19 protein-coding genes and 2 tRNA genes are annotated in these 26,232 nt (G+C 65.7%); 16 read left to right on the top strand and 5 right to left on the bottom strand.

Going from position 1 to position 26,232, the window contains the following annotated elements; all coding sequences use genetic code 11:
• The first annotated feature begins 36 nt into the window (after window positions 1-36).
• The 5 genes from U1763_RS15630 (at window position 37) to U1763_RS15610 (ending at window position 9,156) form a co-directional block, all read left to right on the top strand.
• Window positions 37-2,862: a M16 family metallopeptidase gene (locus tag U1763_RS15630; RefSeq protein ID WP_332756242.1), complete on the top strand. Its 2,826-nt coding sequence runs from the start codon at window positions 37-39 to the stop codon at window positions 2,860-2,862.
• 45 nt (window positions 2,863-2,907) lie between these two features.
• The gene (locus U1763_RS15625; RefSeq protein WP_332755922.1) at window positions 2,908-3,207 is read left to right on the top strand and encodes a hypothetical protein; all 300 of its coding nucleotides are present in this window, start codon (window positions 2,908-2,910) and stop codon (window positions 3,205-3,207) included.
• A gap of 248 nt (window positions 3,208-3,455) precedes the next feature.
• Entirely contained in the window at window positions 3,456-5,369 is a 1,914-nt protein-coding gene (locus U1763_RS15620; RefSeq protein ID WP_332755921.1) for a CocE/NonD family hydrolase, read from the top strand.
• Window positions 5,370-5,506: 137 nt separating this feature from the next.
• Entirely contained in the window at window positions 5,507-8,023 is a 2,517-nt protein-coding gene (locus U1763_RS15615; RefSeq protein WP_332755920.1) for a DegT/DnrJ/EryC1/StrS family aminotransferase, read from the top strand.
• Window positions 8,020-9,156 (top strand): glycosyltransferase family 2 protein, encoded by a 1,137-nt coding sequence (locus U1763_RS15610; protein WP_332755919.1) that lies wholly within the window; start codon window positions 8,020-8,022, stop codon window positions 9,154-9,156. Before U1763_RS15615 ends, U1763_RS15610 begins: the two co-directional genes overlap by 4 nt.
• A gap of 395 nt (window positions 9,157-9,551) precedes the next feature.
• Here the strand turns inward: U1763_RS15610 and U1763_RS15605 are convergent, their stop codons facing one another.
• Window positions 9,552-10,253, bottom strand: a complete 702-nt coding sequence (locus U1763_RS15605) for a murein L,D-transpeptidase catalytic domain family protein (protein ID WP_132735072.1) — start codon at window positions 10,251-10,253, stop codon at window positions 9,552-9,554.
• 205 nt (window positions 10,254-10,458) lie between these two features.
• On the opposite strand from U1763_RS15605, the gene U1763_RS15600 reads away from it, so the two are divergent.
• A complete protein-coding gene (locus U1763_RS15600) occupies window positions 10,459-11,058 on the top strand; it encodes a L,D-transpeptidase family protein (protein ID WP_332755918.1) in 600 nt (199 codons plus the stop codon).
• 108 nt (window positions 11,059-11,166) lie between these two features.
• On the opposite strand, the gene U1763_RS15595 is transcribed toward U1763_RS15600, so the two are convergent.
• Complete coding sequence (locus U1763_RS15595) at window positions 11,167-11,781, bottom strand: HAD-IA family hydrolase (RefSeq protein WP_332756241.1); 615 nt, start codon at window positions 11,779-11,781, stop codon at window positions 11,167-11,169.
• Window positions 11,782-11,785: 4 nt separating this feature from the next.
• Window positions 11,786-11,911, bottom strand: coding sequence for a type B 50S ribosomal protein L36 (gene ykgO / locus U1763_RS15590; RefSeq protein WP_003046794.1), 126 nt, complete (start codon window positions 11,909-11,911; stop codon window positions 11,786-11,788).
• A 157-nt stretch (window positions 11,912-12,068) separates the two neighbouring features.
• On the opposite strand from ykgO, the gene U1763_RS15585 reads away from it, so the two are divergent.
• From U1763_RS15585 to U1763_RS15565, 5 genes are all read left to right on the top strand, one after another.
• Window positions 12,069-12,683, top strand: coding sequence for a DUF4136 domain-containing protein (locus tag U1763_RS15585; protein ID WP_132735076.1), 615 nt, complete (start codon window positions 12,069-12,071; stop codon window positions 12,681-12,683).
• Window positions 12,680-13,828, top strand: coding sequence for a M14 family metallopeptidase (locus U1763_RS15580; protein WP_332755917.1), 1,149 nt, complete (start codon window positions 12,680-12,682; stop codon window positions 13,826-13,828). The genes U1763_RS15585 and U1763_RS15580 overlap by 4 nt, the downstream gene beginning before the upstream one ends.
• Window positions 13,829-13,976: 148 nt before the next feature.
• Window positions 13,977-14,663 (top strand): 2,3-diphosphoglycerate-dependent phosphoglycerate mutase, encoded by a 687-nt coding sequence (gene gpmA / locus U1763_RS15575; RefSeq protein WP_132897406.1) that lies wholly within the window; start codon window positions 13,977-13,979, stop codon window positions 14,661-14,663.
• Between the two features lie 218 nt (window positions 14,664-14,881).
• Window positions 14,882-15,358 carry a 5-(carboxyamino)imidazole ribonucleotide mutase gene (gene purE, locus U1763_RS15570; RefSeq protein ID WP_132897407.1) on the top strand — a complete coding sequence of 159 codons (477 nt, stop codon included), beginning with the start codon at window positions 14,882-14,884 and terminating at the stop codon, window positions 15,356-15,358.
• Window positions 15,359-15,383: 25 nt separating this feature from the next.
• On the top strand, window positions 15,384-16,451 hold the full coding sequence (locus U1763_RS15565; RefSeq protein WP_332755916.1) for a 5-(carboxyamino)imidazole ribonucleotide synthase: 1,068 nt from the start codon (window positions 15,384-15,386) through the stop codon (window positions 16,449-16,451).
• Between the two features lie 82 nt (window positions 16,452-16,533).
• Here U1763_RS15565 and U1763_RS15560 read toward each other — a convergent pair.
• Window positions 16,534-16,626, bottom strand: a tRNA-Ser gene (locus tag U1763_RS15560).
• A 238-nt stretch (window positions 16,627-16,864) separates the two neighbouring features.
• Between U1763_RS15560 and U1763_RS15555 the strand changes: the two genes are divergently transcribed.
• The gene (locus U1763_RS15555; RefSeq protein ID WP_132897557.1) at window positions 16,865-17,623 is read left to right on the top strand and encodes a DUF1134 domain-containing protein; all 759 of its coding nucleotides are present in this window, start codon (window positions 16,865-16,867) and stop codon (window positions 17,621-17,623) included.
• 346 nt (window positions 17,624-17,969) lie between these two features.
• Here U1763_RS15555 and U1763_RS15550 read toward each other — a convergent pair.
• A tRNA-Leu gene (locus tag U1763_RS15550) sits at window positions 17,970-18,056 on the bottom strand.
• Window positions 18,057-18,168: 112 nt separating this feature from the next.
• Between U1763_RS15550 and U1763_RS15545 the strand changes: the two genes are divergently transcribed.
• The 4 genes from U1763_RS15545 to gltB all read left to right on the top strand — a co-directional run bounded on the left by U1763_RS15545 (window position 18,169) and on the right by gltB (window position 26,108).
• Window positions 18,169-19,122: a complex I NDUFA9 subunit family protein gene (locus U1763_RS15545; RefSeq protein ID WP_332755915.1), complete on the top strand. Its 954-nt coding sequence runs from the start codon at window positions 18,169-18,171 to the stop codon at window positions 19,120-19,122.
• Window positions 19,123-19,181: 59 nt separating this feature from the next.
• Entirely contained in the window at window positions 19,182-19,991 is an 810-nt protein-coding gene (locus U1763_RS15540) for an undecaprenyl-diphosphate phosphatase (RefSeq protein ID WP_332755914.1), read from the top strand.
• A 151-nt stretch (window positions 19,992-20,142) separates the two neighbouring features.
• Window positions 20,143-21,585 (top strand): NAD(P)-dependent oxidoreductase, encoded by a 1,443-nt coding sequence (locus tag U1763_RS15535; protein ID WP_332755913.1) that lies wholly within the window; start codon window positions 20,143-20,145, stop codon window positions 21,583-21,585.
• A gap of 20 nt (window positions 21,586-21,605) precedes the next feature.
• A complete protein-coding gene (gene gltB / locus U1763_RS15530) occupies window positions 21,606-26,108 on the top strand; it encodes a glutamate synthase large subunit (RefSeq protein WP_332756240.1) in 4,503 nt (1,500 codons plus the stop codon).
• The last annotated feature ends 124 nt before the right edge of the window (window positions 26,109-26,232 follow it).

The raw sequence follows: 26,232 nt of genomic DNA, 5'->3' as shown, positions 1-26,232 counted from the left end.
CCTGTAACAGACGAACCGGGGTGGCGCTTGCACATGATGTCGAAATTTACCGTTCTGGCCGGCGTATCGCTCGCGGCCTTCCTGGTTCCCGCCGCACAGGCGCAGCAGCAGCAGACGCCCGCAGCGCGCCCTGCTCCGGTCGCCGATTTGGTCAAGTCGGTTGATATTCCGTACCAGCAGTTCACGCTGAAGAACGGCCTGCGCGTTGTCGTCCATACCGATCGCAAGGCGCCCGTCGTGGCGGTCAGCGTCTGGTATAACGTCGGGTCGAAGTTCGAGCCGAAGGGCAAGACCGGCTTCGCGCATCTGTTCGAGCATCTGATGTTCAACGGCTCCGAGAACGCACCCGGCGATTTCTTCGAGCCGTTGAAACAGGTCGGCGCCACCGACTTCAACGGCACCACCTATTTCGATCGCACCAATTATTTCGAGACGGTGCCGACCGCGGCGCTCGACCGCGCGCTGTTCCTCGAATCCGACCGGATGGGTTATCTGACCGGCGCGATCACGCAGGGCGTGCTCGACGAGCAGCGCGGCGTCGTCCAGAACGAAAAGCGCCAGGGCGACAACCAGCCCTACGGCCTGACCCAGTACAAGATCACCGAAGGGCTGTTCTCGGTGGATCACCCTTACGGCCACACCACGATCGGCTCGATGGCGGATCTCGATGCGGCGTCGCTGCAGACCGTGAAGGACTGGTTCAAGGATCATTACGGCCCGAACAACGCGGTACTAGTGCTCGCCGGCGACGTCGATGCGGCGACCGCCAAGCGGCTCGCGGAGAAGTATTTCGGCGGCATCCCCAAGGGCCCCGAGAGCATCGTCCCGCCCGCGCCGATCCCGACCCTGCCCGCGCCGGTCAGCGAGACGATCAAGGACCGCGTCGCCGCGGTGATGATCAGCCGCAACTGGGTGGTACCCGGCCTGAACGACAAGGACGGCACCGCGCTGGACGTCGCGGCGGGCGTCCTCGGCGGTCTCGCCAGCAGCCGGTTCGATACCGCGCTGGTCAAGAAGGAGAAGCTGGTCACGCGGATTTCCGCCGAGAACAGCAGCTTCAGCCAGCTCGGCATGTTCGAGATCCAGGCGATCGTCCGCGAGGGCGTCGACCCTGCGCTGGTGACCAAGAGGATCGACGAGATCCTCGCGGACTTCCTCAAGAACGGCCCGGCCGCCGACGAGGTCAGCCGCGTCGCGACAACGACGGCGGCGCGCAAGATGGAGGGGCTTGAATCGGTCGGCGGGTTCGGCGGCAAGGCGGTGACTCTTGCCGAAGGCGCGCTGTATTCGAACGATCCCGGCTTCTACAAGAAACAGCTGCTCCAGCTCGCGGCCGAGACGCCCGCTAGCGTGCGCGCGGCGGCGGCGAAGTGGCTGTCGCGTCCCGCCTATTCGCTGACCGTCGTGCCCGGCGCGCGCGATGCCTATGCCAATGCGGTCGTGCCGCCCAAGGCCGATGTGGTGCCCGCGCCCGAAGCGCCGCCAAAGGGCACGCGTGGCGCCTTGCCGGCGGTCGGTAAAGTGGCGGGCCTGAGCTTCCCGAAGGTCGAGCGCACCCGTCTGAGCAACGGTATCGAGCTGGTCTACGCGCAGCGCGACGCGGTGCCGGTGACGCAGGCGGTGCTGAGCTTTGATGCCGGCGTCGCGGCCGACGTGCCCACCAAGCTCGGCACGCAGAAGCTGACGCTGTCGATGATGGACGAGGGCACCGCGACGCGTGATTCGCTCGCGCTGGCGGAAGCCAAGGAGCGTCTGGGTGCGGATATCGGTTCGGGCGCATCGAACGATCGGACCTTCCTGTCGCTCCAGGTGCCGAGTGCGAACATGGCGCCGGCGGTCGACCTGTTCGCGGACATTGCGCAGAATCCGGCGTTCGCCGATGCCGAGGTCGCGCGCGTCAAGAACCAGCAATTGGCGCAGATCGCACAGGAGCTGACCAGCCCGCAGGGGTTGGCGACGCGCGTGCTGCCGAAGCTGCTCGGGCCGACCTCGCCCTATGCCAAGGCGCAGGGCAGCGGCGATCCGAAGGCGGTGGCGGCGCTGACGCGTGCCGATCTGGTCGCGTTCCAGCAGGCGTGGCTGCGGCCCGACAAGGCGAAGATCTTCGTCGTTAGCGATCGTCCGCTCGCCGAGGTGAAGGCGGCGCTCGATGCGCGGTTCGGGTCGTGGCGTCCCACCGGCGCGCCCGGCGTGAAGGCTTTTCCTGCGACCGTAACGCCGTCCGCGCCGAAGATCGTGTTGATCGACCGGCCGGACAGCCCGCAGTCGCTGATCGTCGCCGGCGTGCCGACCGGGCTCAAGGGCACGCAGGACCTGCTGCCGATCGCGACCGCAAACGATGCGCTCGGCGGCAGCTTCCTCGGTCGCGTCAACATGGACCTGCGCGAGACCAGGCATTGGTCGTACGGCGTGTCGGGGCGCTTCCAGCAGAACGAGCAGGCCGCGCCCTATGTCCTGTCGGCGCCGGTGCAGGCGGACCAGACCGGCCCCTCGATCGCGGCACTGCGCGGCGACATCGGCGCGTTCCTCGGCAAGGAGCCGATGACGCAGGTCGAGTTCGACCGTGCGATCAACGGCGCGATCCGTTCGCTGTCGGGCAATTTCGAGACGTCCGACGCGGTGCTCAGCGCAATGCAGCAGAACGACCTGCTGAAGCGGCCCGACGATTACTACGCGACGATCACGCAGCGATACCAGGGACTTAACCTGCCGCAACTCAACACTGCGATCCAGCAGGCGCTCGATCCGAAGAAGACGATCTGGGTCGTGGTCGGCGATGCGAAGACGGTGCGACCGCAGCTTGACAGCATCGGTTTGCCGGTCGAGGTCATCCCCGCGGCGTCGGTTGCCGGCGCCAAATAATTGCAGAGCCCGGGCGTTCCGGGCGGTGCTTCAGGAGAGAGAATAATGGCAAACGTCGATGGCAGCTGGGATTGCGTGGTCAAATCGCCGTTGGGCGACCAGAAGATGACGCTGACCGTCAACAGAGCCGGCAGCACCTTCACCGGTGCGGTGTCGGGCGCGATGGGCGGCATGGATGTCACCGGCGAGGTCGATGGCGACACGATCACCTGGAAGCAGAGCATGACCGTGCCGATGCCAATGACGCTCGACTGCAAGGCGACCGTCGAGGATGACGTCCTCAAGGGCAGCGTCGCAGCCGGCGCGTTCGGCAGCTTCCCGCTGACCGGTACGCGGACCGCGTAACGGTCAAGCCTGACGACCGTGACCGCCTTACGCCCTGCGATGCCCCCAATCCCACAACCGTCATCCCAGCGAAAGCTGGGATCTCGCAGAGAGGCCACCGGCACCCGCCAAGCGAAAGACCCCAGCTTTCGCTGGGACGACGGTCTGCGGCACGCTGCGGTCTGAGCTACATTATGGGAGGGGCTCGTATTTCCGCACGGAAAGGCGAGCCTTTTTCTTTTTTGGTCCGGGAGGGAAGGAAGAAGAACATGAAATCGATGACCCGTCTGCTCACAGCCTGCGCGCTTGCTACGCTTGCCGTCGCTACAACCAATCCCGCGACCGCACAGAATTACGACGAGCGCCCCGCCAAGATGGCACCGCGCGACGTCGGCTACGATTACGTTCGCAAAGTCGTCGAGATCCCGATGCGCGACGGGGTGAAGCTGCACACCGTCATCATCGTGCCCAAGGGCGCGAAGGACGCGGGCATCCTGATGACGCGCACACCCTATGATGCCGACGGCCAAACCAAGGTCGACAGCGGCACCTATGCGGGAATTCTGCAGAACGGCGACGGCGCGGCCGACGTGATCGCCGCGGCGGGCTATATCCGCGTGATCCAGGACGTCCGCGGGATGCACGGATCACAGGGCATCTACATGATGAACCCGGCGCGCGCCGGCACGGCGCAGAACCCGACCAAGACCGACGATTCGACCGACACCTACGACACGATCGACTGGCTGGTGAAGCACGTCCCCGAATCGAACGGGCGCGTCGGTATCAGCGGGATAAGCTATGACGGCTTCCTGCCGCTGATGGCGCTGATCAACCCGCATCCGGCGCTGAAGGTCTCGGTGCCGATGAACCCGATGGTCGACGGCTGGCGCGGCGACGACTGGTTTCACAACGGCGCGTTCCGCGAGGGTATGATGCCCTACGTCCTCGGCCAGGAAGCGACCAAGGATGCGGGCACGCCGTGGATCACCGACACCGCCGACGACTACGACTATTACCTCAAGGGCGGCTCGGCGGGTGCGATCGGTAAGGCGCAGGGGCTCGAACAGCTCGGCTTCTGGCGCAAGATCACGCAGCATCCCGCCTATGACTCGTTCTGGTCGACGCAGGCGATGGACACCGTGCTTGCCGGCCAGCCGCTAAAGGTCCCGACGCTGATCGTCGGCGGCCTGTGGGATCAGGAGGACATCTACGGTGCACCCGCGGTCTATCGCGCGCTGGAGCCCAAGGACACCGCCAACGACATGGTCTATCTGTCGATGGGGCCTTGGTATCACGGCCAGGAGGTGCGCGACGGCAGCGCACTGAGTGCGATCAAATGGGATGCCGACACCGCCAAATGGTGGCGCTGGCACGTGCTCGCGCCGTTCCTCGCGCATTATCTGAAGACCGACCAGCCGGCGATGGACGTCGCGCCGGTGACGATGTTCCAGTCGGGCCGCAACGAGTGGCAGAAGCTCCAGAGCTGGCCAGCCGCTTCCACGGCGGGCACGCCGCTCTACCTCAAGCCGGGCGGCGCGCTCGGCTTCCAGGCCACCGGCGGCGCGGCGACGACGGCGGACTATATCTCCGACCCGGCCGCGCCCGTCAGCTACCGCGTGCGCCCGACGCTGCCGACCTATGCGAGCGGATCGACCTGGAAACAGTGGCTCGTCGACGATCAGCGCGCGGTCTCCGGCCGTCCCGACGTGCTGACCTTCACCACCGACGCGCTGACCACACCGACGACGATCGCCGGCGTTCCGGAAGTGAACCTGACCGCGGCGACCAGCGGCACCGACAGCGACTGGGTGGTGAAGCTGATCGACGTGTATCCAGACGTCTATCCCGGTGACAAGGCGATGGCGGGGTATCAATTGTCCATCGCGATGGACATCTTCCGCGGGCGCTACCGCGAGGATCTGGCCGTCGCCAAGCCGATCGCGGCGAACGTACCGCTCAAGTACAAGTTCGCGTTGCCGACCACCAACCATGTGTTCCTGCCGGGGCACAAGATCATGGTGCAGGTGCAGTCGAGCTGGTTCCCACTCTACGATCGTAACCCGCAGACCTTTGTCCCGAACATCTTCTTCGCGCAGCCCAAGGATTACGTGAAGGCGACGCAGAAGATCACCGTTGCGGGCCCCGATGAAAGCTATATCAGCTTGCCACTGGTACGCTGAAAGTCCTGCATCACCCCGGACGCGATCCGGGGTGATGTAAGGAAATGACTATCTTGCATATATTGGCGTTTGCTCGCGTAACTGGTTCTTAGGAGGCGGTGGGTCATAGATCTGTCGCACAACAGACCGGATCGCCGATGAAACGCCTCCCCCTGATCGCGCCGAACCCGCCGCGGCTGAGCGAGCACCTCGATGCGCTGCGTCGGGTCGAGGCATCGGGGGTGTTCAGCAACAACGGCCCGGAGGTTCGCGCGTTCGAGGCCGGGGTGACCGAAAAGCTGTTCGGCGGCCACGGTGCATGCCTCGCGGTCGGCAACGCCACGCTCGGGCTGATGCTCGCAATCCGCCACGCGTCGGGGATGCGGACGGGCGGTCTGAACCCGAAACAGGGCACGCTGGCACTGATGCCCGCGCTTACCTTCGCCGCGACCGCGCAGGCGGCAGCATGGGCCGGGCTGACGCCGCTGGTCTGCGATATCAATCCCGACGATTGGGGTGCCTGCGCGCTGGAAGAGGAGCGGCTGCTCCAGCGACACGGTGAGCGGATCGGCGTGGTCGTGCCCTATGCGACCTTCGGCAACGCGATCGACCTCGACCGCTACGTGCATTTCCAGCGGCGCTACGGCGTCGGTGTGGTGGTCGATGCGGCCTCGTCGCTCGGCACGCTCGACGATGCGGGAGTTGGCTTTGGCGCCCGTGCGCCGTTCGCCGTCGTGCACTCGATGCATGCAACCAAGACGTTCGCGGTGGGGGAGGGCGGGTTGATCCACAGCGGCGACGTCGACCTGATCGCGACATTGCGGTCGATGGGCAATTTCGGCTTCGAGGGTAGCCGCAATGCGACGCTGCCCGGGATCAACGCCAAGCTGCCCGAGGTCACCGCGATCATCGCGCAGGCCAAGCTGGCCGAGATCGATGCGATTGCCGGGCATCGTGCGGAACTGGACGATACCTACCGCGCGACGCTGCCCGATTTCCAGTTCCAGGCGGTATCGGGCCGCCGCCGCGCGATGCAGTTCATGCCTGTCCTGCTCCCCGAGCATATCGCGCACCACCGCGACGCGATCGTCGAGAGCATCGAGGCGGACGGCGTTGGCTGCGGTCGATATTTCAGCCCGCATCTCGGCGAACAGCCGTGGTTTCAGGCGACCGCGATGATCGAGCCGACGCCGGTTGCGGACAGGATCGCGGGGCGGATGCTGTCGTTGCCGATTACCGATGCGATGACTGTCGACGATGCGCGGCGGGCGGCAACCGCGCTGGCATCGGCGTGCGCGGCGATCATCCAGCCGCTCGACCGACGGGCGTCGGTACGCGGCCCCGGCGGTGCGATCGCGTCGGTCATCGTCGTCGGCGGTGGCCCTGCGGGGACGGCGATGCTGACCTCGGCGACGAAGCGCGGCCTGCTACCCGATCTGGCCGCGTCGGGGCTGATGGTGATCGAGCGCAGCAATGCGATCGGTGGCGGGCGGCTTGGGCGCTACGCGATCACCTCCGATTCGACCGCGCAGACTTTCCTGACCGCGGTGCGCGACAATGTGCATCCCGAACTCGCGCGGCTGGTCGATCACCCCGCCGGGCGTGCGGTCGCGGCGCATGAGGGTGCGCTAGGCGTACCGCTGACCGAGGTCGGGCCGCTGTTGCGTGCGACCGGCGATCGCTTGACGGATATCGTCCGCGAGAATGGTGGCACCATGCTGACCGGGCACGAGGCACTGGGCGCGAAACGGGTCGGCGACGGCATATGGAGCGTACAGGTCCGCCGGCTGGCCGACGGGCACGTCTTCGACCAGCTTGCGCGCAACGTCGTCGTCGCGACCGGCGGTCACCAGCCGCTCGACCGGCTCGCGATGCAGCGCGTTGCGGGGGCCAGCCTGGTCGATCTTGCGAGCGGACGGCTGCTCCAGTCGGACGACGTTCTGACCGTAGGCGGGTTCGAGAAGGTCGCCGATATCCTGACCGGCAGGCGCAACCCGAAGATCGCGGTGATCGGCGGGTCGACCAGCGCGCTGACGACGATCGCGCTGCTGATTAAGAGTCAGCCGGCGCTGCCGCTGGGGGCGGGGGCCATCACGCTGCTGCACCGCCGTCCGCTGCGCCCCTTTTACCATTCGATCGAAGCGGCGCACGCCGAAGGGTTCACCGATTTCGGCCCCGACGACGTCTGCCCGGTGTCGGGGTTCGTCTATCGTCTTGCAGGATTTCGCCTTGAAGCGCGCGATCTGGTGTTGAGGATGCTCGGCATCGACGGTCGCGCGCCCGATCCCCGCGTGACGTTGCACCGCATAGCCGGCGATAGCGATGGCGACGAAGACGCGCGCGCAGTCGTCGAACAGGCGGATCTGGTGATCGCGGCGCTCGGTTATCGACCGATCGCACTGCCGATCGTCGACCGCGACGGCCTGCCGATATCGTTGGCGGCGCATGACGGCAAACCAATGGTCGATCGCCATTGCCGGATCGTCGATGCCGACGAAGCGCCGATTTCGGGACTGTACGGGCTTGGGCTCGCTGCCGGGTTCGTGCCGTGGGGGCCGCTCGGTGGGGAACGTAGTTTTTCGGGGCAGGCGAATGGCTTGTGGTTATGGCAGAACGATGTGGGCCTCATGATCGTCGATCAGGTGATGACATCGAAGGTAATGGCAGCAGCGTGAGTTCGACGGGAATGCAGAGCGACATTCGGCAGGATCCGACCGTCGATGCGCGCGCGGGCGTACCGGTGATCAGCGTCGTCATGGCGGCGTATAACGGTGCAGGGTTGATCGAGGAGACGCTCGCCAGTCTGACGGCGCAAACGTTCGGGGATTTCGAAGTGATCGTGGTCGACGACTGCTCGGCCGACGACACGCGCGAGGTGATACGAGCCTGGCCCGATCCGCGCGTGCGACTGGTCGTGATGGCAAAGAACGGCGGCCCGGTGAAGGCGCGCAATCGTGGGTTTGCGGAGGCGCGTGGGCGCTACATCGCCGCGCTCGACCATGACGATATCTGCCGCCCCGATCGCTTCGCGCGCCAGGTGGCGTATCTCGACTCGCATCCGGACACGGTATTGCTGGGCACCGCCGCCGAGTTGTTGACCGAAGGCGTGGTCGGTCCGTCCAGCTATGCACCGACCACCACGCCCGCGCTGGTCGCGTGGCTGACCTGCATCGAGAATCCGCTGGTCTGGTCGTCGACGATGATGCGGACCGAGGTGGCCCGGCGGCTCGATCCTGTGACCCGACCGGAACTCCTCTACGCCGAGGATTTCGACCTGTATCAGCGGATCCAGCATTTCGGCGCGATCGCGCGGCTGGACGAGGCCCTGGTGCTGTACCGCGTCCATCCGGGCGGCGTGTCGAAGCGGTTCGTCGACATCATGGAGGCGGCGTCCGTGCGTGTGCTGACCGAACGCTATGCGCGGTTGTTCGACGAACGCGCCGCGCGGGTCGCAGGTCTGATCGTCCAGCATAGCATGGCCAAGCGCCCCGTTCCTGACCGCGCCGCGCTGGCAACGTTGGGGAGCGCGCTGAGCGTGATCCAGGCGGATTTTCTCGCGACGCACGACTGCTCGGCCCACGATATCCGCCTGATTCGCTGGGAGACGGCGCGACGCTGGGGCGACATTGGCCGCGCCGGGTTGCGCGCGGGGACGGTGCGGCTGGGCGACGTGCTGGCGGTGCGGCCCGATCATCTCGGGCTTGGCTATGCCGGGCTCGAGGCGCTGCTGTGGTCGGGATTTATCGGCGGCGTACGCCGCGCGCGTCGGCGAATGGAGCAGAGTCGAATGGCACAGACCGCTGGGTAGGTGGCGGGGCAGGGCCGCGCCGCGCGATGGGGTAACGACGAACATATCCGCCGGAGAAATTGCCACTTCACCCATCACCGTCACCCCAGCGAAGGCGGGAGTATTTCACGAGACGGATGACGCCCGTCAAATCGGAATATCCCAGCGTCCGCTGGGATGACGGGTCTAGGGTACGCGATGTCGCCTCAAAATCCCGTCACCCCCGCGACAGCTGCGGTATCTCACATATCAGATGACGCGCGCCAAACCGAGATGTCCTAGCGTCCGCTGGGATGACGGGTCTGGGGTGCGCGATGTCGCCTCACAATTCCGTCACCCCAGCGGAAGCTGGGGTATCTCGCGAGGTGGATGACGCCTGCAAACGGGCATATCCCAGCTTTCGCTGGGATGACGGCTCAAACCTTCGCCGCGTAGATCATCCGGCCGGCACCGAGCCGTGCGAACACCTGGTCGAGATCGCGCTCGCCGACCGCGAAGCAGCCTTGGCTGCGACCGAGCATGCCGTGGCTCTCGATCATGTCCTTGTTCGCGTACCACGCCGAATGGACGACGATGGCGCGATCGAGCGCGTTGTCGTTGGTTGGATCGAGCCCGATCAGGCGCTGCGAGCGGCCATGCTTGCCGACGTAATAGTCGTCGGTGACGAACGCGCCCTCCGACGAGGCGTTCGAGCCGAAGCGGTTCGAGAAGCGCTCGAGATAGCCGGTATGCGCAGGGTCGGAGCCGCTGCCGTGCGCGACCAGCAACGAGGTGCTGCGACCGCTGGCGAGGTCGATGAAGTGGAACCGCGGCTTGCCCGACGGTGCCGCGAAATCGGCGATCGCGATGCGGTCGTGATGCTGGATGCGGCTACCGTGACGGCTCAGCGACGCCATCGCCTGGCGCAGCAGATCGGGCCGGACCACCCGCGGCGAGGTGACCGCGACCGTGGTCCGCGGCAGCGGTGGCTGCGTCATAGGCTTCAGATCGCGCGCGGTCAGCGCCCGCGAAAGATGTGGCGTAGCGGATACCGCCCCCGGTACCGCAAGTGCCCCCGCCAAAACCAAACCGTTCTTCAGAAGCGCGCGTCGTTCGCGCACAAGACCTTCGTCGTGCATCGATTTTCCCGTAATTGCCCCAGTTCCCGTGACCGAACGTATAGCAGATTTTCGGTGAATATTCTGCAACCATTTCCACTGGTTGTGGGTCCGTTCCCTCGAACTACCCCGGCTTGGGGTCGCTTCGTCGACTCAGCGGCGCGACGGCACGTTCTGGAGAATCGTGCGTTGGACGCAATATCGAGACTCGGAGAGCTACGAAGAGATGAGCAGGATCGTGCAGTCTGCTATGGCAATGGGGTTGATGTTCGCGCTGTTCGCGGGTCAACCCGTGTGGGCCGCATCGGCCGCCGCGATCGCGGCGATGCCGATTGAGCAGGCCGCGACCGAGCTCTCGCCGAACCAATTCGTCTGGAAGGACAATGGCTCTAGCGAGCCGGTCAGCATCGTCATCAGTCTGCTGGAGCAGCGTGCGTTCGTCTATCGAGGCGCGACGATGATTGCGGCGACTACGATCTCCAGCGGCAAGGATGGCAAGGATACCCCGCTCGGCACGTATCCAATCCTGCAGAAGAACGCGGTCCATAAGTCGAGCCTGTACGATGACGCATCGATGCCGTTCATGCAGCGGCTAACCTGGGACGGGATTGCGATCCACGCGGGCCGGAATCCGGGTTTCCCCGCGTCGCACGGGTGCATCCGCGTACCACTCGGCTTTGCGAAGCAATTGTTCGGGGTAACGACGCTAGGGACGACAGTGACGGTAACGGATGATTTCGAGGGTGGCGTGGCCCCGGAGCCGCCGGTTGCGGATCAGGAGACCGCGATCGCCAATTTGCGCCAGTCGGTTTCGCTCGATCGGTGATTGCAAAGAGGCGAGGGCAGTAATCCCCTCCTTGTTCTCCCGCGAAGGCGGGAGCCCAGGCTGGGTTCCCGCCTTTGCGGGGAAACAAGCTTCGGGTAGGCGATAGGGCTACGCTGCGATCGGGAGCCCCAGCTCGACCAATCGCGCACGGAAATCTGCTGCGTTCGTAAACATCACCGATTCGATCCCGAGCGCTCGCGCCGCCGCCACATTCGCCGCATTGTCGTCGACAAACACCGCGTCTGCCGCCGCCAACCCGAATCGCTCCAGCGCCAGCCGATAGATCGCCGCATCCGGCTTCACCATCTTCTCCTCGCCCGACACGACCACGTCGCGGAACCGGTCGAACAGATGCGCTTCACGCGCGCGGAAGGGTGGCCAGAACTCGTGGCTGAAGTTCGTGATCGCGAACAGCGGTACGCCGGCCGCGTCCAGCTCCTCGACGATCTCTTGCATCCCAGCGATTCGCGCACCGATGCTCTCGTTGAATCGCGGCCCCCAGGCGGCGATCAGCTCGGCATGCTGCGGATGCAACGCGGCCAGCTCCGCCGAGGTGTCGGCGAAGTCGCGGCCAGCGTCGTGCTGGAAGTGCCAGTCGATCGTCACGACGTCGCGCAGGAACGCGTCGAGCGCCCGATCGTCGTCGATCAGGCGCTCGTACAGGATCCGCGGATCCCAGTCGTAAAGGACACGACCGACGTCGAAAATGACGGCGGTAACCAGGAGGTTAGCCCTGGCGTGCCTTGAAGCGACGGTTGGTCTTGTTGATAACGTAGGTACGGCCACGACGACGGATCACGCGGTTATCGCGGTGACGATCCTTGAGCGACTTCAGGGAATTGCGGATCTTCATGATCGATTCGCTTCTTTTCAAATCTAGGTGTGCGGAAAGACGGGATCGCCTAATGGCGGGGTGTGTCCAAGTCAAGCAACGGACACGCTACGACCATCCGGGAACCCACTCGGCTGGTCAGAGCGTTACTATAGCGCAACATTCTAAGGAAGTCCCGATGGCGGTACGTTCGATCCTGGTCCTGGCGCTGGCAGGCGCATCCCTCACCGCGTGCGCGACTGGCCCGTCGCTGCCCCCGACCGAGGTGCTGCGCTATCATCTCGGCGAGCCGATCGACCGCGGGACGATCGCGGTCCAGCCGCTCACCGGCGGCGGCCCCGCCAGCCTCGAGTTCAAGACCTACGCCGCCGCCGTGCAGGGCGAGTTGCTCAAGGCGGGTTACAGCGTGCCGACGCCGGGCGCTAAGCCGCTACTGGTCGCGACCGTCGGCTTCACGCGCACCACCCAGGCTGGCCCACCAAAGCGGTCGCCGATCAGCATCGGCCTCGGCGGCGGCGGCTTTAGCGGCGGTCGTGGCGGTGGCGGCGTCGGTCTTGGCGGCGGCGTAGGCTTCCCGATCGGCGGCGGCGGCAGCACCGCGATCCTCGTCTCAGAGCTATCGGTGACTATCAAGCGCACCGCGGACCAGTCGCCCGTCTGGGAAGGTCGCGCACAGTCGTTCGCCGACGCCCGCAAGGAGGACGCACGGACCGATATCCAGGCCACCAAGCTGGCGCAGGCCTTGTTCATGGGGTTCCCCGGCGAGTCCGGCCGCACTATTCAGGTGAAATGAACGACAAGCCCATGAGTCCCGCCGCTACTCCCGTTACCATCAACGCAGCCTTCGATGGCGGCAACATCCGTGTTGTCGCCATCGACGGGGATCGAATCGACCTGGAGATCGTCACCGATTTCCAGTCCGACTTTTTCCAATGGTTCTATTTCCGGGTGGCGGGCACGGCCGGGCGGAAACTGACCTACCGCATTCTCAATGCGGGCAAGTCGGCCTATCCGTTCGGCTGGCCGGGCTACAAGACGCGCGCCAGCACCGATCGCCAAGCGTGGCGGATGATCGAGACGCGCTATGAAAATGGCGTACTGGAGTTCGACTTTACCGCAGACACCGATCTCGCCTGGTTCGCCTATTTCGCGCCGTACACGATGGAGATGCACGAGGCGCTGGTGGCCCGCACCGCGTTGTTGCCGGGCGTCACGCACCGTGAACTCGGCCAGTCGCTCGACGGTCAGGCGATCGATTGCTTCACGACCGGGTCGGGGCCCAAGCAGGTCTGGATCTACGGACGCCAGCATCCCGGCGAATCGATGACCGAATGGTGGATGGAAGGCGCGCTCGAGCGGCTGACCGATCCGGCCGATCCGATCACTGCGGACCTGCTGGCGAAAGCGACCTTCAACGTCGTCCCCAACATGAACCCGGACGGCACGCGCCGGGGCCATCTGCGCACCAATGCCGTGGGCGTGAACCTCAACCGCGAATGGCACACGCCGACGCCTGAGAAGAGCCCCGAGGTCCTGTGCGTCCGCAACGCGATGGACCTGACCGGCGTCGACGTCGCGATGGACATCCACGGCGACGAGGCGATCCCCGCGAACTTCATCGCCGGTTTCGAAGGCATCCCCTCTTGGACCGACGCGCACGGCGACAAGTTCTACGAATACGGCCGGCGGCTCGCGGCGCACACGCCCGATTTCCAGACCGAGAAGGGCTATCCCAAGTCCGCACCGGGCTCGGCGAACCTGTCGATGTCGACCAACCAGCTCGCCGAGCGCTTCGGCGCGGTGTCGATGACGCTGGAGATGCCGTTCAAGGATCACGACGCCAACGCCGATCCCGAATTCGGCTGGTCGCCCGAGCGCTCGAAACAGCTCGCGCATGCGATGCTCGAGACGCTCGCCGGCATGATCGACGAAATCTGATCGCCCACGGCATACCGTATCTGCCGTCATCCTGACGAAAGTCAGGACCCAGAGCCAAGATGGGCGACGTCCCGTTACCCTGGGTCCTGACTTTCGTCAGGATGACGGATAGTTGTTGATACCAACCCGCGCCATCCCAGGAGCCCGAATGCCGACCCTAGTCTTGATCCGCCACGGCCAGTCCACCTGGAACCTCGAGAACCGCTTCACCGGCTGGTGGGACGTCGACATGACCGCCAAGGGTGAGGCCGAGGCCAAGGCCGCAGGCGAGCTGATGGCCGCCAAGGGCCTCGACTTCGACCAGACCTTCGTCAGCCTTCAGACCCGCGCGATCAAGACGCTCAACATCGCGCTGGAGGCGATGGGCCGGCTCTGGCTCCCGGTCGAGAAGGACTGGCGCCTGAACGAGCGGCACTACGGCGGACTCACCGGCCTCGACAAGGCGGAGACCGCGGCCAAGCACGGCGACGCGCAGGTCCACATCTGGCGCCGCAGCTTCGACGTCCCGCCCCCGGTCTTGGAGGACGACAGCAAGTTCGACCTGTCCAGGGACCGCCGCTACGCCGGCATCGCCATCCCCAAGACGGAAAGCCTCAAGGACACCATCGCCCGCGTCCTCCCCTATTGGGACGAGCGGATCGCCCCCGCGCTCAAGGACGGCCAGCGCATCCTGATCTCCGCGCACGGCAATTCGCTCCGCGCGCTGGTCAAGCACCTGTCGAACATCCCCGACGACGAGATCACCAGCCTTGAGATCCCGACCGGCCAGCCGATCGTCTACGAACTCGACGCCGACCTGAACGCGACGGACCGCTACTACCTCAGCGAGCGCTGACGCCGTCCTTAAGTAGCACCACCCCGGCGAAGGCCGGGGCCCAATTGGAAAGGTGGCAGTAACGGAGCGCTGCCACCGGTTAGCTCCGTTTCCCAATTGGGCCCCGGCCTCCGCCGGGGTGGTGCAGTTTTGCGTGGCACATACCATCCACCCACCAAAACATTGCCCTAGCGCCCGCCCATCGCTAGGCACGGCGCTCCTTTGATCTGGGGACGGAAATGGCTCTAGTCGGCATCATCATGGGCAGCACCTCCGATTGGGAGACGATGCGCCACGCCGCCGAGACGCTCGACGCGCTCGACGTCGCCTACGAGACCAAGGTCGTCTCCGCGCACCGGACGCCCCAACGCCTCTACGACTACGCGACCACCGCCGCCGATCGCGGCCTTAAGGTGGTGATCGCCGGCGCAGGCGGCGCGGCGCACCTTCCCGGCATGGCCGCCTCGATGACGCACCTCCCGGTGCTCGGCGTCCCCGTCGAATCGAAGGCGCTGAAGGGCATGGATAGCCTGCTCTCGATCGTCCAGATGCCCGGCGGCATCCCGGTCGGCACACTCGCGATCGGCAAGCCCGGCGCCATCAACGCAGGCCTGCTCGCCGCCGCGATCCTCGCGACGTCCGACGATGCGCTGGCCGAGCGCCTCAAAGTCTGGCGCGCCGCACAGACCGACGCCGTCGCGACCGACCCCATCTGAGCACGATAGCCTGAAAGACGCTGACATGACGCCGCTTCCCCCCGGATCGACCATCGGCATCCTCGGCGGAGGCCAGCTCGGCCGCATGCTCGCGACCGCCGCGGCGCGGCTCGGCTATCACACGCACGTCCTCGCGCCCGACCAGGAGAGCGTCGCCGCACAGTCCGCCTCGACCATGACGCGCGCCGACTATCACAACCGCATCGTGCTGGCCGACTTCGCCGACGCCTGCGACGTCATCACCTACGAGTTCGAGAATATCGCAGTCGAGCCCGTGGAATGGCTCGCAGACCGCGTCCCCGTTCACCCGAGCCCCCGCGCGCTCCGCGTCGCTCAGGAGCGGATCGGCGAAAAACGCTTCGTGGAGAGCGTCGGCGGCCGCCCGGCACCTTGGGCTGCGGTCGACAGCCTCGAAAGCCTGCAGGCAGGCCTGAAGGCGATCGGTACCCCCGCCATCCTCAAGACCGCGCGCTTCGGCTATGACGGCAAGGGTCAGGTCAAGATCGACACGCCCGCCGCGGCGCAAGCCGCGTGGGACGCGATCGGCGGGCCGGCAGTGCTGGAAGCTTTCGTGCCGTTCGAACACGAGTTCTCGATCCTGATCGCCCGCGGCCTCGACGGCAGCATCGCGCGCTACGATTCGCCACTCAACGTCCACCGCGACGCGATACTCCGCCACTCGTCCGTCCCCGCGCCCGCCGCCGTGCTGGCCCAAGCCGACGAAGCTGCAGCGCTGGCACAGCGGATCGCCGCCGAACTCGACTATGTTGGCATATTGGCGTGCGAGTTCTTCGTCGGTGCGGACGGCCCGGTGTTCAACGAGATGGCGCCCCGCGTACACAATTCCGGCCACTGGACGATCGAAGGCGCCGAATGCTCGCAATTCGAAAACCACATCCGCGCGATCTGCGGCTTGCCGCTGGGTGCGACGACCTTGACGGGGCGTGAGGCGACGATGGAAAACCTGATCGGCGACGATGCGGACCGCTGGGCAGCGTTGCTGGCTGAGTCCGGCGCCCACCTGCATCTGTATGGCAAGGGCACCGCGCGGCCAGGGCGTAAGATGGGCCACGTCACGCGGATCACTCGCTGACGGTTGATGCTGCCCGCGGAGCAATAGGCACCTTGGCGCGCCGCGCGACTTATCGAAGGAAAAGCAGAATTTATTACAGAAGTGGCGGAGACGGAGGGATTCGAACCCTCGGTACCAGTAAACCCGGTACGGCGGTTTAGCAAACCGCTGGTTTCAGCCACTCACCCACGTCTCCGGCTGCAGCAGATGCGGGGCTATAGCGAGGGTCGGCGTACTGAGCAACGGCTGTAATGGCGGTTTGCGCGAATTCCGCTGGTTTGGTGGGTGTGGCCGACAAACGCGTCGCTCATCCCGAATTGGCCCGACTTCGCCCGATTTCGACACGTACTTGGCGCTCGTTCATTGCACGGCAAGGCACGCGTCGGTTAACCTACCGTTGGCAGGGTGCCTTGATAGTGTGGGGATCGATCGACATGCGTAGCTTCTGGCTTGGCCTTGGCGCCTTAGCGGCGGCCCTCTGTGGGGGCACCGTGTCGGCGCAGGTCCGCACGATCGATCCAAACCAGGCGATCGATGGCGACCTTTCCGCGCAGGCATATTCCACGCCATCACGCGGCCAGGCGGCGACGCAGCCGTCGCGCCCGACCTATGTGGAGCCCCCTGTTCAGGCAGGTCCTACTCCTACGCCTCCCCCGCCTGCTAGCCAGCAGGCCCCGGAAACGCGCGCCGAAGCGACGATGCAGGCCGCCGACACCTACGAGCGCGATGATCTGCTGGCGGCCGGTGAAGGCGTGTTCGGCAAAGGGGCGGCCGGACTTGGTGGGCTGCTTGAAAAGATACTGAAGGACCAAGGTCAGCCCAACGCTTATATCGCCGGGCGCGAGGCCTCTGGAGCGTTCATTCTCGGCGTGCGGTACGGCTCGGGTATCATGAGCCACAAGGTCGAGGGCCAGCAGCCGGTCTATTGGACCGGGCCTTCGGTGGGCTTCGATGTCGGTGGCGACGCCAACAAAGTCTTCGTGCTCGTCTACAATCTTTATGACACGGAAGAGCTCTACAAGCGGTTTCCCGCGGTCGAAGGGCGCCTCTATCTCGTGGGGGGATTCGCTGCGACCTACCTTCGCCGCGGCAACGTCGTCTTGATTCCGATCCGGCTAGGCGTTGGCTGGCGCGCAGGCGTGAACGTCGGGTATATGAATCTTACGCACAAGAGCCGATGGCTGCCGTTCTGATGTGGTCGGTATCGCCGGCAACGTAAACCCGCAACGTAAAGAGTGTGGTTGACGCCGGCGGAATCGAGCATCTGCAGATTAACGGTGGCGCCTTTTTCGGGAGTTACCGAATAGGCATATCCGTATTGAACAGGTCCCGGCGCGCCGTGTCAGTAGTTCGCGAGGTGCAGATCGGACAGATCAGGGCTGGTGCGCGGCGATCTCATGCGGCCGCGTCGACCTGATAGCGCCAAGAGTTCAGTCAGTGTCACGTGAACCGCTCGGATTCCATCTGGTCGCAGACTTAAGCCAATCAAAAACGGTGCGCTAAGCGCGACATCTAGATTTTCCAAACGCATTTGGAAAATGGTGCCCGGAAGAGGACTCGAACCTCCACGACCTTGCGATCGCCAGCACCTGAAGCTGGTGCGTCTACCAATTCCGCCATCCGGGCACGGGGTAGGAGGGCGCCTCTAGGGGAGGGTCGCGATGCTTGTCAACACGCCTCTTGCTGGGGCAAGGGGTTATTCGTGATTGGCAGGCAAAACAAAGTGGACGGACGCGCGATGAACGACAAACTGGTGACGCTGATCGGGGGTGGCGGTTTCGTCGGCCGCTATGTCGCACAGGCGCTGCTGGCGACGGGCGCACGCGTCCGCATCGCGCAGCGCGATCCGCGGCAGGCGTTCTTCCTGAAGCTGCTCGGCGGGCTCGGCCAGACGCAGTTCGTCGGCGCCGACGTCACCAAGCCCGATACGATTGCGCATGCGGTGCACGGCTCGGACGTGGTCGTGAACTTGGTCGGTGTGCTGGCGGGCGATTTCCAGCGCGTGCAGGCGCTCGGCGCGCAGACAGTAGCGGAGGCCGCGGCCAAGGCGGGCGTTGGTGCGCTGGTGCATGTCTCGGCGATCGGCGCAAATCCGGAGTCCGCATCCGCATACGGCAAGTCGAAGGGACAGGGCGAGGCGGCGGTGCTCGCGGCGTTCCCGACCGCGACGATCCTTCGGCCGTCGATCGTGTTCGGCCAGGAAGACCAGTTCGTGAACCGCTTTGCCGGGATGATCGCCAAGGCGCCTGTGGTGCCGGTGCTGCGGGCGGGCGCGAAGTTCCAGCCGGTGTTCGTCGGCAACGTGGCGGACGCGGTGGTCGCGGCAGCGTCCGATCCCGAGACGTTCGGCGGCAAGACGCTCGAGCTCGGCGGGCCCGACATCATCACGATGGGCAATTTGATCCGCTGGATCGCCAAGACGATCGGCCGCAATCCCTCGATCGTCGAACTGCCGGACTTTGCCGGCGCGCTGATCGCCAAGGCGGGGTTCCTGCCGGGCGCGCCGATCACCAAGGACCAGTGGACGATGCTGCAGAGCGACAATGTCGTCACCGGTACCAATGGTCTCGCCGCGTTCGGGATCGAGGCGACGCCGCTGTCGACGGTCGCGCCGGGCTGGCTGGTGCGCTTTCGCAAGGCTGGACGGTTCGGTCGGCGCGCCGAAACGCGGGCGGAAGTCCCTGTCTCCTGATCCTGCGCGTGCTACGCTATTCATGACATTGCCCTGACCTACCGCGCCGGAGCTCCCGCTTGACCGAACTTCTCACTGTCATCCTCCTCGGCATCGTCGAGGGGATCACCGAATTCCTGCCCGTCTCGTCGACCGGTCACCTGATCCTCGCGACGCGGCTACTCGGCTATGATGCGGGGCGCTGGGAGGTGTTCAACGTCGTGATCCAGCTCGGCGCGATCCTCGCCATCGTCGTGCTGTACTGGCGGACGTTCTGGGCGGTCGGCATGGGGCTGATCCGCCGCGAGCCGAAATCCTGGCTGTTCCTGCGCAACCTGGTGGTCGCGTTCATCCCGGCGGCGGTGATCGGCCTCGCGCTGCACAAATACATCGAGGCGCTGCTCGGCAATGCCGAGGTCGTGGCGATCGCGCTGATCGTCGGTGGCTTCGCGATCCTCGCGGTCGAGCGGTTCGCGCCACGCAGCGATATCAGCGGCGTCGCGGGCATTCCGCTCAAGACGGTGATCGGCATCGGCTTCCTCCAGTGCCTGGCGATGATCCCGGGCGTCAGCCGGTCGGGCGCGACCATCCTCGGTGCGCTGGCGCTGGGCGTCGAGCGACGTACCGCGGCGGAGTTCAGCTTCTTCCTCGCAATCCCGACGATGCTGGGTGCGAGCGCGCTCGAACTGCTGAAGAACCGTGATGCGATCGCGAGTGGCGGTGGCGTCGGGCTGGGCGCGATCGCGATCGGTGCCGCAGTGTCGTTCGTCGTCGCGCTGCTGGTGGTGAAGTGGTTCGTTGGGATCGTCACCAAGCACGGGTTCGTGCCGTTCGCCTTGTACCGCGTCGTCGCCGGGTCGGCCGCGCTGATCTGGTTGCTCAGCAAGTAGGTCCGCTACGGTATCAATAAGCCTTGTTGATAATGGCTATCAGAGATATTTGGTAATCATTAGGTTTTATCGGGCAGTACAGCTTACCTAAATGCTGTTTTAGTCGTGACAAGCCTCCGATCGCGCAATAACGCCGCTGTCGGAGGCTATCATGGCGAACGATTCGATGCTCAAATTTGTCGGCCGGGAGCAATCCTATCCTGACAAGCGCACCGCTGACGAGCGGGCCGACGATTTCCGCGAAATCGCACAACGCTATGCGGTCGGGCCTGCCGAGGAGCAGGCCGGACGCTGTTCGCAGTGCGGCGTGCCCTATTGTTCGGTGCATTGCCCGCTGCACAACCATATCCCTGATTGGCTGAGGCTGACCGCGGAGGGGCGGTTGCGCGAGGCGTATGAGCTGAGCAACGCGACCTCGACCATGCCCGAGATCTGCGGGCGCATCTGTCCGCAGGACCGGCTGTGCGAAGGCAATTGCGTCATCGAATTCACGGGCCACGGCGCGGTCACGATCGGATCGGTCGAGAAGTTCATCACCGACACCGCGTGGGAGAATGGCTGGGTCGAGCCGCTGGTGCCCGGTAAGTCGCGCGGCCAGTCGGTCGGCGTAATCGGCGCGGGGCCGGCAGGTCTCACCGCGGCGGAATATCTGCGCGGGCATGGCTATGACGTGCACGTCTATGACCGCTACGACCGCGCCGGCGGGTTGCTCACCTACGGCATCCCCGGCTTCAAGCTCGAAAAGCCGATCGTCATGCGCCGCGTCGAGCGGCTGAAGGCGTCGGGTATCGTCTTCCACGAAGGCTTCGCGGTCGGCGAGGATTCGAGCCTCGACGAACTGCGCCAGCGCCACGACGCGATCCTGATCGCGACCGGCGTGTACAAGGCGCGCGCGATGGACCTGCCCGGCGGCGGATCGAACGGCGTGGTCGCAGCACTCGACTTCCTCGTCGCCTCGAACCGCAAGGGCTTCGGCGACGCGGTCCCCGCATTCGACGACGGCAGCCTCAATGCGGAGGGCAAGGACGTCGTCGTGATCGGCGGTGGCGACACCGCGATGGACTGCGTCCGCACCGCGATCCGCCAGGGCGCCAAGTCGGTGAAGTGCCTCTATCGCCGCGACCGCGCCAACATGCCCGGCTCGCAGCGCGAAGTCGCCAACGCCGAGGAAGAGGGCGTCGAGTTCGTCTGGCTCTCCGGCCCGCAGAGCTTCGACGGTGGCGATACGGTGTCGAGCGTCAAGGTGCGGAAGATGCGCCTCGGCGCGCCCGATGCGAGCGGCCGCCGCGCGCCCGAGCCCGATCCCGCCGGCGACTATTCGGTGAACGCCGATCTGGTCATCAAGGCGCTCGGCTTCGACGCCGAGGACCTGCCGACGCTCTTCGCGACACCCGAACTGGGTGTCAGCCGCTGGGGCACCGTGCTGGTCGACGGCAAGACGCTGATGACCAGCCTCGACGGCGTGTTCGCAGCGGGCGACATCGTCCGCGGTGCGAGCCTCGTCGTCTGGGCGATCCGCGACGGTCGCGACGTCGCCGCGACGATGCATAAATGGCTGAAGACCAAGGCTGCGAACGCGAAGGTGGCGGCATGAGCAACGAACAGGGTTCCCCGATGATCGATCAACGCGCCCGCCTCGCCGCCGAAGGCATGTACCGCCCCGAGTTCGAGGGCGATGCGTGCGGCGTCGGGCTCGTCGCCGCCACCGATGGTCGCGCGTCGCGGCGCGTCGTGCAGTCGGCGGTCGATGCGTTGAAGGCGGTGTGGCACCGTGGCGCGGTCGATGCGGACGGCAAGACCGGCGATGGCGCAGGCCTGCACATCGACCTGCCGCTGCGCTTCTTCGACGATGCGGTCGCTGCCTCGGGCCACAAGGTCCGCCCGAACCGGCTGGCCGTCGGCATGATCTTCCTCCCGCGTACCGATCTCGGCGCGCAAGAGGATTGCCGGACGATCGTCGAGAGCGCGATCATCGAGGCGGGCTACACCATCTATGGCTGGCGCCAGGTGCCCGTCGACGTGTCGGTGATCGGCCAGAAGGCGCAGGCGACGCGCCCCGAGATCGAGCAGATCATGATCGCGGGCCCGTTGCCCGAAGAGCAGGATGCCGCCGAGTTCGAGAAGACGCTGTATCTGGTTCGCCGGCGGATCGAGAAGCGCGTCATCGCGGCGCAGATCCAGGGTTTCTACATCTGTTCGCTGTCGTGCCGCTCGATCATCTACAAGGGGCTGTTCCTCGCCGAATCGCTGTCGGTGTTCTACCCCGACCTGTGCGACCAGCGCTTCGAGAGCCGCGTCGCGATCTTCCATCAACGCTATTCGACCAACACCTTCCCGCAATGGTGGCTGGCGCAACCGTTCCGCTGCCTCGCGCATAACGGCGAGATCAACACGATCCGCGGCAACAAGAACTGGATGCTCAGCCACGAGATCCGCATGGCGAGCCTCGCGTTCGGCGACAATTCGGAGGACATCAAGCCGGTGATCCCCGCCGGCGCGTCCGACACCGCCGCACTCGACGCGGTGTTCGAGGCGATCTGCCGCTCGGGTCGCGATGCGCCGACCGCCAAGCTGATGCTGGTCCCCGAAGCCGCGAGCCCGGACATGCCGCCCGAGCATACTGCGATGTACCAGTATCTCGCGTCGGTGATGGAACCATGGGACGGCCCCGCCGCGCTGGCGATGACCGATGGCCGCTGGGCGGTCGCGGGCATGGACCGCAACGCGCTGCGTCCACTCCGCTACACGCTGACCTCGGACGGCCTGCTGATCGTCGGCTCCGAGAGCGGCATGGTCGTCGTTCCCGAATCGACGATCGTCGCCAAGGGCCGGCTCGGGCCGGGCGAGATGATCGCGGTCGACCTCGACGAAGGGCGCCTGCTCCAGGATCGCGAAGTGAAGGATCGCATCTCGGGTGAGGCGGATTACGCCGCGATGATCGGCGAATTCCACACGCTCGCCGACCTGCCCTCGGTCGAGGACGCGGTGGTGCGCTACGACCGTGCCGAGCTCGCACGTCGCCAGGTTGCCGCGGGTCAGACGATGGAGGACATGGAGCTGATCCTGTCGCCGATGGTCGAGTCCGCCAAGGAAGCGATCGGATCGATGGGCGACGATACGCCGCTCGCGGTCATCTCGGACAAGCCGCGGCTGATCAGCCAGTTCTTCCGCCAGAACTTCTCGCAGGTCACCAACCCGCCGATCGATCCGCTGCGCGAGCGCCACGTGATGTCGCTCAAGACGCGGTTCGGCAATCTCGCCAACATCCTCGACGTGCGCGACCAGCGCGAGCGCGTCCTCGTGCTCGATTCGCCGGTGCTGACGGGCGAGCATTGGTCGCGGTTGAAGGCGCATTTCGGTAACGCGGTCGCGGAGATCGATTGCACGTTCGACGTCGGCGGCGGTCCGGAGAAGCTCCGCGCGGCGATCCAGCGGATCCGCAACGAGGCCGAACAAGCCGTCCGCCAGGGCAAGAGCGAGATCTTCCTCACCGACGAGGCGATCAGCGAAGACCGCGTCGGCATCGCCGGCGTGCTCGCGGTCGCCGCGGTGCACACGCACCTCGTCCGCCGCGGCCTGCGCTCCTATGCGTCGATCAACGTCCGCTCGGCCGAGTGCCTCGACACGCATTATTATGCGGTGCTGATCGGTGTCGGCGCGACCACCGTGAACGCCTATCTTGCCGAAGCCGCGATCGTCGATCGTCAGTCGCGCGGGCTGTTCGGTGATCTCGACCTCGCCGAATGCCTCCGCCGCCACCGCGTCGCGGTCGAGGAGGGGCTGCTCAAGATCATGTCGAAGATGGGCATCGCGGTCATCTCGTCGTACCGCGGTGGCTATAATTTCGAGGCGGTCGGCCTGTCGCGGAGCCTGGTCAACGACCTGTTCCCCGGCATGCCCGCCAAGATCAGCGGCGAGGGTTATGCGTCGCTCCACGTCAACGCGACCGATCGCCACGAAGCGGCATTCAATCCGGCCGTGGCGACGCTGCCGATCGGCGGCTTCTATCGCCAGCGCCACACCGGCGAGACGCACGCCTATTCCGCGCAGCTGATGCACCTGCTCCAGACCGCGGTCGCGACCGATAGCTATACGAGCTACCTGCAATTCTCGCGCGGCGTGTCCGATCTGCCGCCGGTGTATCTGCGTGATCTGCTTCAGTTCAACTTCCCCGCGGAGGGCGTGCCGGTCGATCAGGTCGAGGCGATCACCGAGATCCGCAAGCGGTTCGTGACCCCCGGCATGTCGCTCGGCGCGCTGTCACCCGAGGCGCACGAGACGCTGGCAATCGCGATGAACCGGATCGGCGCGAAGGCGGTGTCGGGCGAGGGCGGCGAGGACAAGTCGCGCTTCGTGCCGTACGCGAACGGCGATAACGCCAACTCGTCGATCAAGCAGGTCGCGTCCGGCCGGTTCGGCGTGACGGCGGAATATCTGAACGCGTGCGAGGAGATCGAGGTCAAGGTCGCACAGGGCGCCAAGCCCGGCGAAGGCGGCCAGCTGCCCGGCTTCAAGGTCACCGAGTTCATCGCCAAGCTGCGCCATGCGACGCCCGGCGTGACGCTGATCTCGCCGCCGCCGCACCACGACATCTACTCGATCGAGGATCTCGCCCAGCTCATCTACGACCTGAAGCAGATCAACCCGCGCGCCCGGGTGTGCGTGAAGCTCGTCAGCTCGGCGGGCATCGGCACGGTCGCGGCGGGTGTTGCGAAGGCGCATGCCGACGTGATCCTGATCGCCGGCCACGTCGGCGGCACCGGCGCATCACCACAGACCTCGATCAAATATGCCGGCACGCCGTGGGAAATGGGCCTGTCGGAGGTCAACCAGGTGCTGACGCTCAACGGCCTGCGCGGACGCGTGCGGTTGCGCACCGATGGCGGGCTCAAGACTGGTCGCGACATCGTCATCGCTGCGATCCTCGGCGCGGAAGAGTTCGGGATCGGCACGCTGTCGCTGGTCGCGATGGGCTGCATCATGGTCCGGCAATGCCATTCGAACACGTGCCCGGTCGGCATCTGCACGCAGAACGACGCGCTCCGCCAGAAGTTCGTCGGCACGCCCGAGAAGGTGATCAACCTGATGACCTTCATCGCCGAGGAAGTCCGCGACATCCTCGCGCGACTGGGCGTGAAGAGCCTCGACGACGTGATCGGCCGCACCGAACTGCTCCGGCAGGTCAGCCGCGGCGCGGAGCATCTCGACGATCTCGATCTGAACCCGATCCTGGCGAAGGTCGATGCCGACGATTCGCAGCGTCGGTTCAGCCTGTCGACCTTCCGCAACGAGGTGCCCGACAGCCTCGACGCGCAGATCATCAAGGACGCGTCCGCGGTGTTCTCGCGCGGCGAGAAGATGCAGCTGACCTATTCGGTGCGCAACACGCACCGCGCGGTCGGCACGCGGCTGTCGAGCGAGATCACGCGGAAGTTCGGGATGTCGACGCTGGCGGACAACCACGTGACGATCCGTTTGCGCGGGTCTGCGGGCCAGTCGCTCGGCGCGTTCCTGTGTAAGGGGATCACGCTCGAAGTGTTCGGCGATTCGAACGACTATGTCGGGAAGGGCCTCTCGGGCGGCACGATCATCGTCCGCCCGGCGGTGAGTTCGCCGCTAGCGAGCCAGGACAACACGATCATCGGCAACACCGTGCTCTACGGCGCGACCAGCGGACGGCTGTTCGCGGCGGGGCAGGCGGGCGAGCGGTTCGCGGTGCGCAATTCGGGTGCGAGCGTGGTCGTCGAAGGCTGCGGCGCGAACGGGTGCGAATACATGACCAACGGCATCGCGGTGGTGCTGGGCAAGGTCGGCGCGAACTTCGGCGCGGGGATGACCGGCGGGATGGCGTTCGTCTACGATCCCGACGGCGTGTTCGCGAAGCGCGCCAATCCCGAGAACATCACCTGGGACCGCGTGAAGTCGCTCCACTGGGCCGACGTCCTGCTCGACCTGGTCCGCGATCACGCGGACCATACCGACAGCAAATGGTCGAAGGGCCTGCTCGAGGACTGGGACCGGATCGCGCCGCATTTCTGGCAGATCGTGCCCAAGGAAATGCTGACCCGCCTGAGCCACCCACTCGACGACAGCGCCGAGTTGGTAGCGGCGGAATAGCCTCTTCAGGCCTACCACCCCGGCGAAGGCCGGGGCCCAATTGGAAAGGTTGGAGTAACGGAACGCGGACCTCCGTTAGCGATGTCTCCCAATTGGGCCCCGGCCTTCGCCGGGGGGGTGCAAG

Source organism: Sphingomonas sorbitolis (assembly GCF_036663875.1).
Classification (GTDB): domain Bacteria; phylum Pseudomonadota; class Alphaproteobacteria; order Sphingomonadales; family Sphingomonadaceae; genus Sphingomonas.
Note: the sequence above shows the minus strand (reverse complement) of the source record. Positions and strands in the feature narration are given on the sequence as shown.

Bases quoted from the DNA above. Each gene is read 5' to 3' on its own strand.
- U1763_RS15620 (WP_332755921.1), top strand. From the start codon at position 3,456: ATGAAATCGATGACCCGTCTGCTCACAGCCTGCGCGCTTGCTACGCTT.
- U1763_RS15630 (WP_332756242.1), top strand. From the start codon at position 37: ATGTCGAAATTTACCGTTCTGGCCGGCGTATCGCTCGCGGCCTTCCTG.
- U1763_RS15580 (WP_332755917.1), top strand. From the start codon at position 12,680: ATGAACGACAAGCCCATGAGTCCCGCCGCTACTCCCGTTACCATCAAC.
- U1763_RS15545 (WP_332755915.1), top strand. From the start codon at position 18,169: ATGAACGACAAACTGGTGACGCTGATCGGGGGTGGCGGTTTCGTCGGC.
- U1763_RS15555 (WP_132897557.1), top strand. From the start codon at position 16,865: ATGCGTAGCTTCTGGCTTGGCCTTGGCGCCTTAGCGGCGGCCCTCTGT.
- U1763_RS15605 (WP_132735072.1), bottom strand. From the start codon at position 10,253: ATGCACGACGAAGGTCTTGTGCGCGAACGACGCGCGCTTCTGAAGAAC.
- U1763_RS15625 (WP_332755922.1), top strand. From the start codon at position 2,908: ATGGCAAACGTCGATGGCAGCTGGGATTGCGTGGTCAAATCGCCGTTG.
- U1763_RS15600 (WP_332755918.1), top strand. From the start codon at position 10,459: ATGAGCAGGATCGTGCAGTCTGCTATGGCAATGGGGTTGATGTTCGCG.
- U1763_RS15585 (WP_132735076.1), top strand. From the start codon at position 12,069: ATGGCGGTACGTTCGATCCTGGTCCTGGCGCTGGCAGGCGCATCCCTC.
- U1763_RS15565 (WP_332755916.1), top strand. From the start codon at position 15,384: ATGACGCCGCTTCCCCCCGGATCGACCATCGGCATCCTCGGCGGAGGC.
- U1763_RS15535 (WP_332755913.1), top strand. From the start codon at position 20,143: ATGGCGAACGATTCGATGCTCAAATTTGTCGGCCGGGAGCAATCCTAT.
- gltB (WP_332756240.1), top strand. From the start codon at position 21,606: ATGATCGATCAACGCGCCCGCCTCGCCGCCGAAGGCATGTACCGCCCC.
- ykgO (WP_003046794.1), bottom strand. From the start codon at position 11,911: ATGAAGATCCGCAATTCCCTGAAGTCGCTCAAGGATCGTCACCGCGAT.
- U1763_RS15615 (WP_332755920.1), top strand. From the start codon at position 5,507: ATGAAACGCCTCCCCCTGATCGCGCCGAACCCGCCGCGGCTGAGCGAG.
- gpmA (WP_132897406.1), top strand. From the start codon at position 13,977: ATGCCGACCCTAGTCTTGATCCGCCACGGCCAGTCCACCTGGAACCTC.
- purE (WP_132897407.1), top strand. From the start codon at position 14,882: ATGGCTCTAGTCGGCATCATCATGGGCAGCACCTCCGATTGGGAGACG.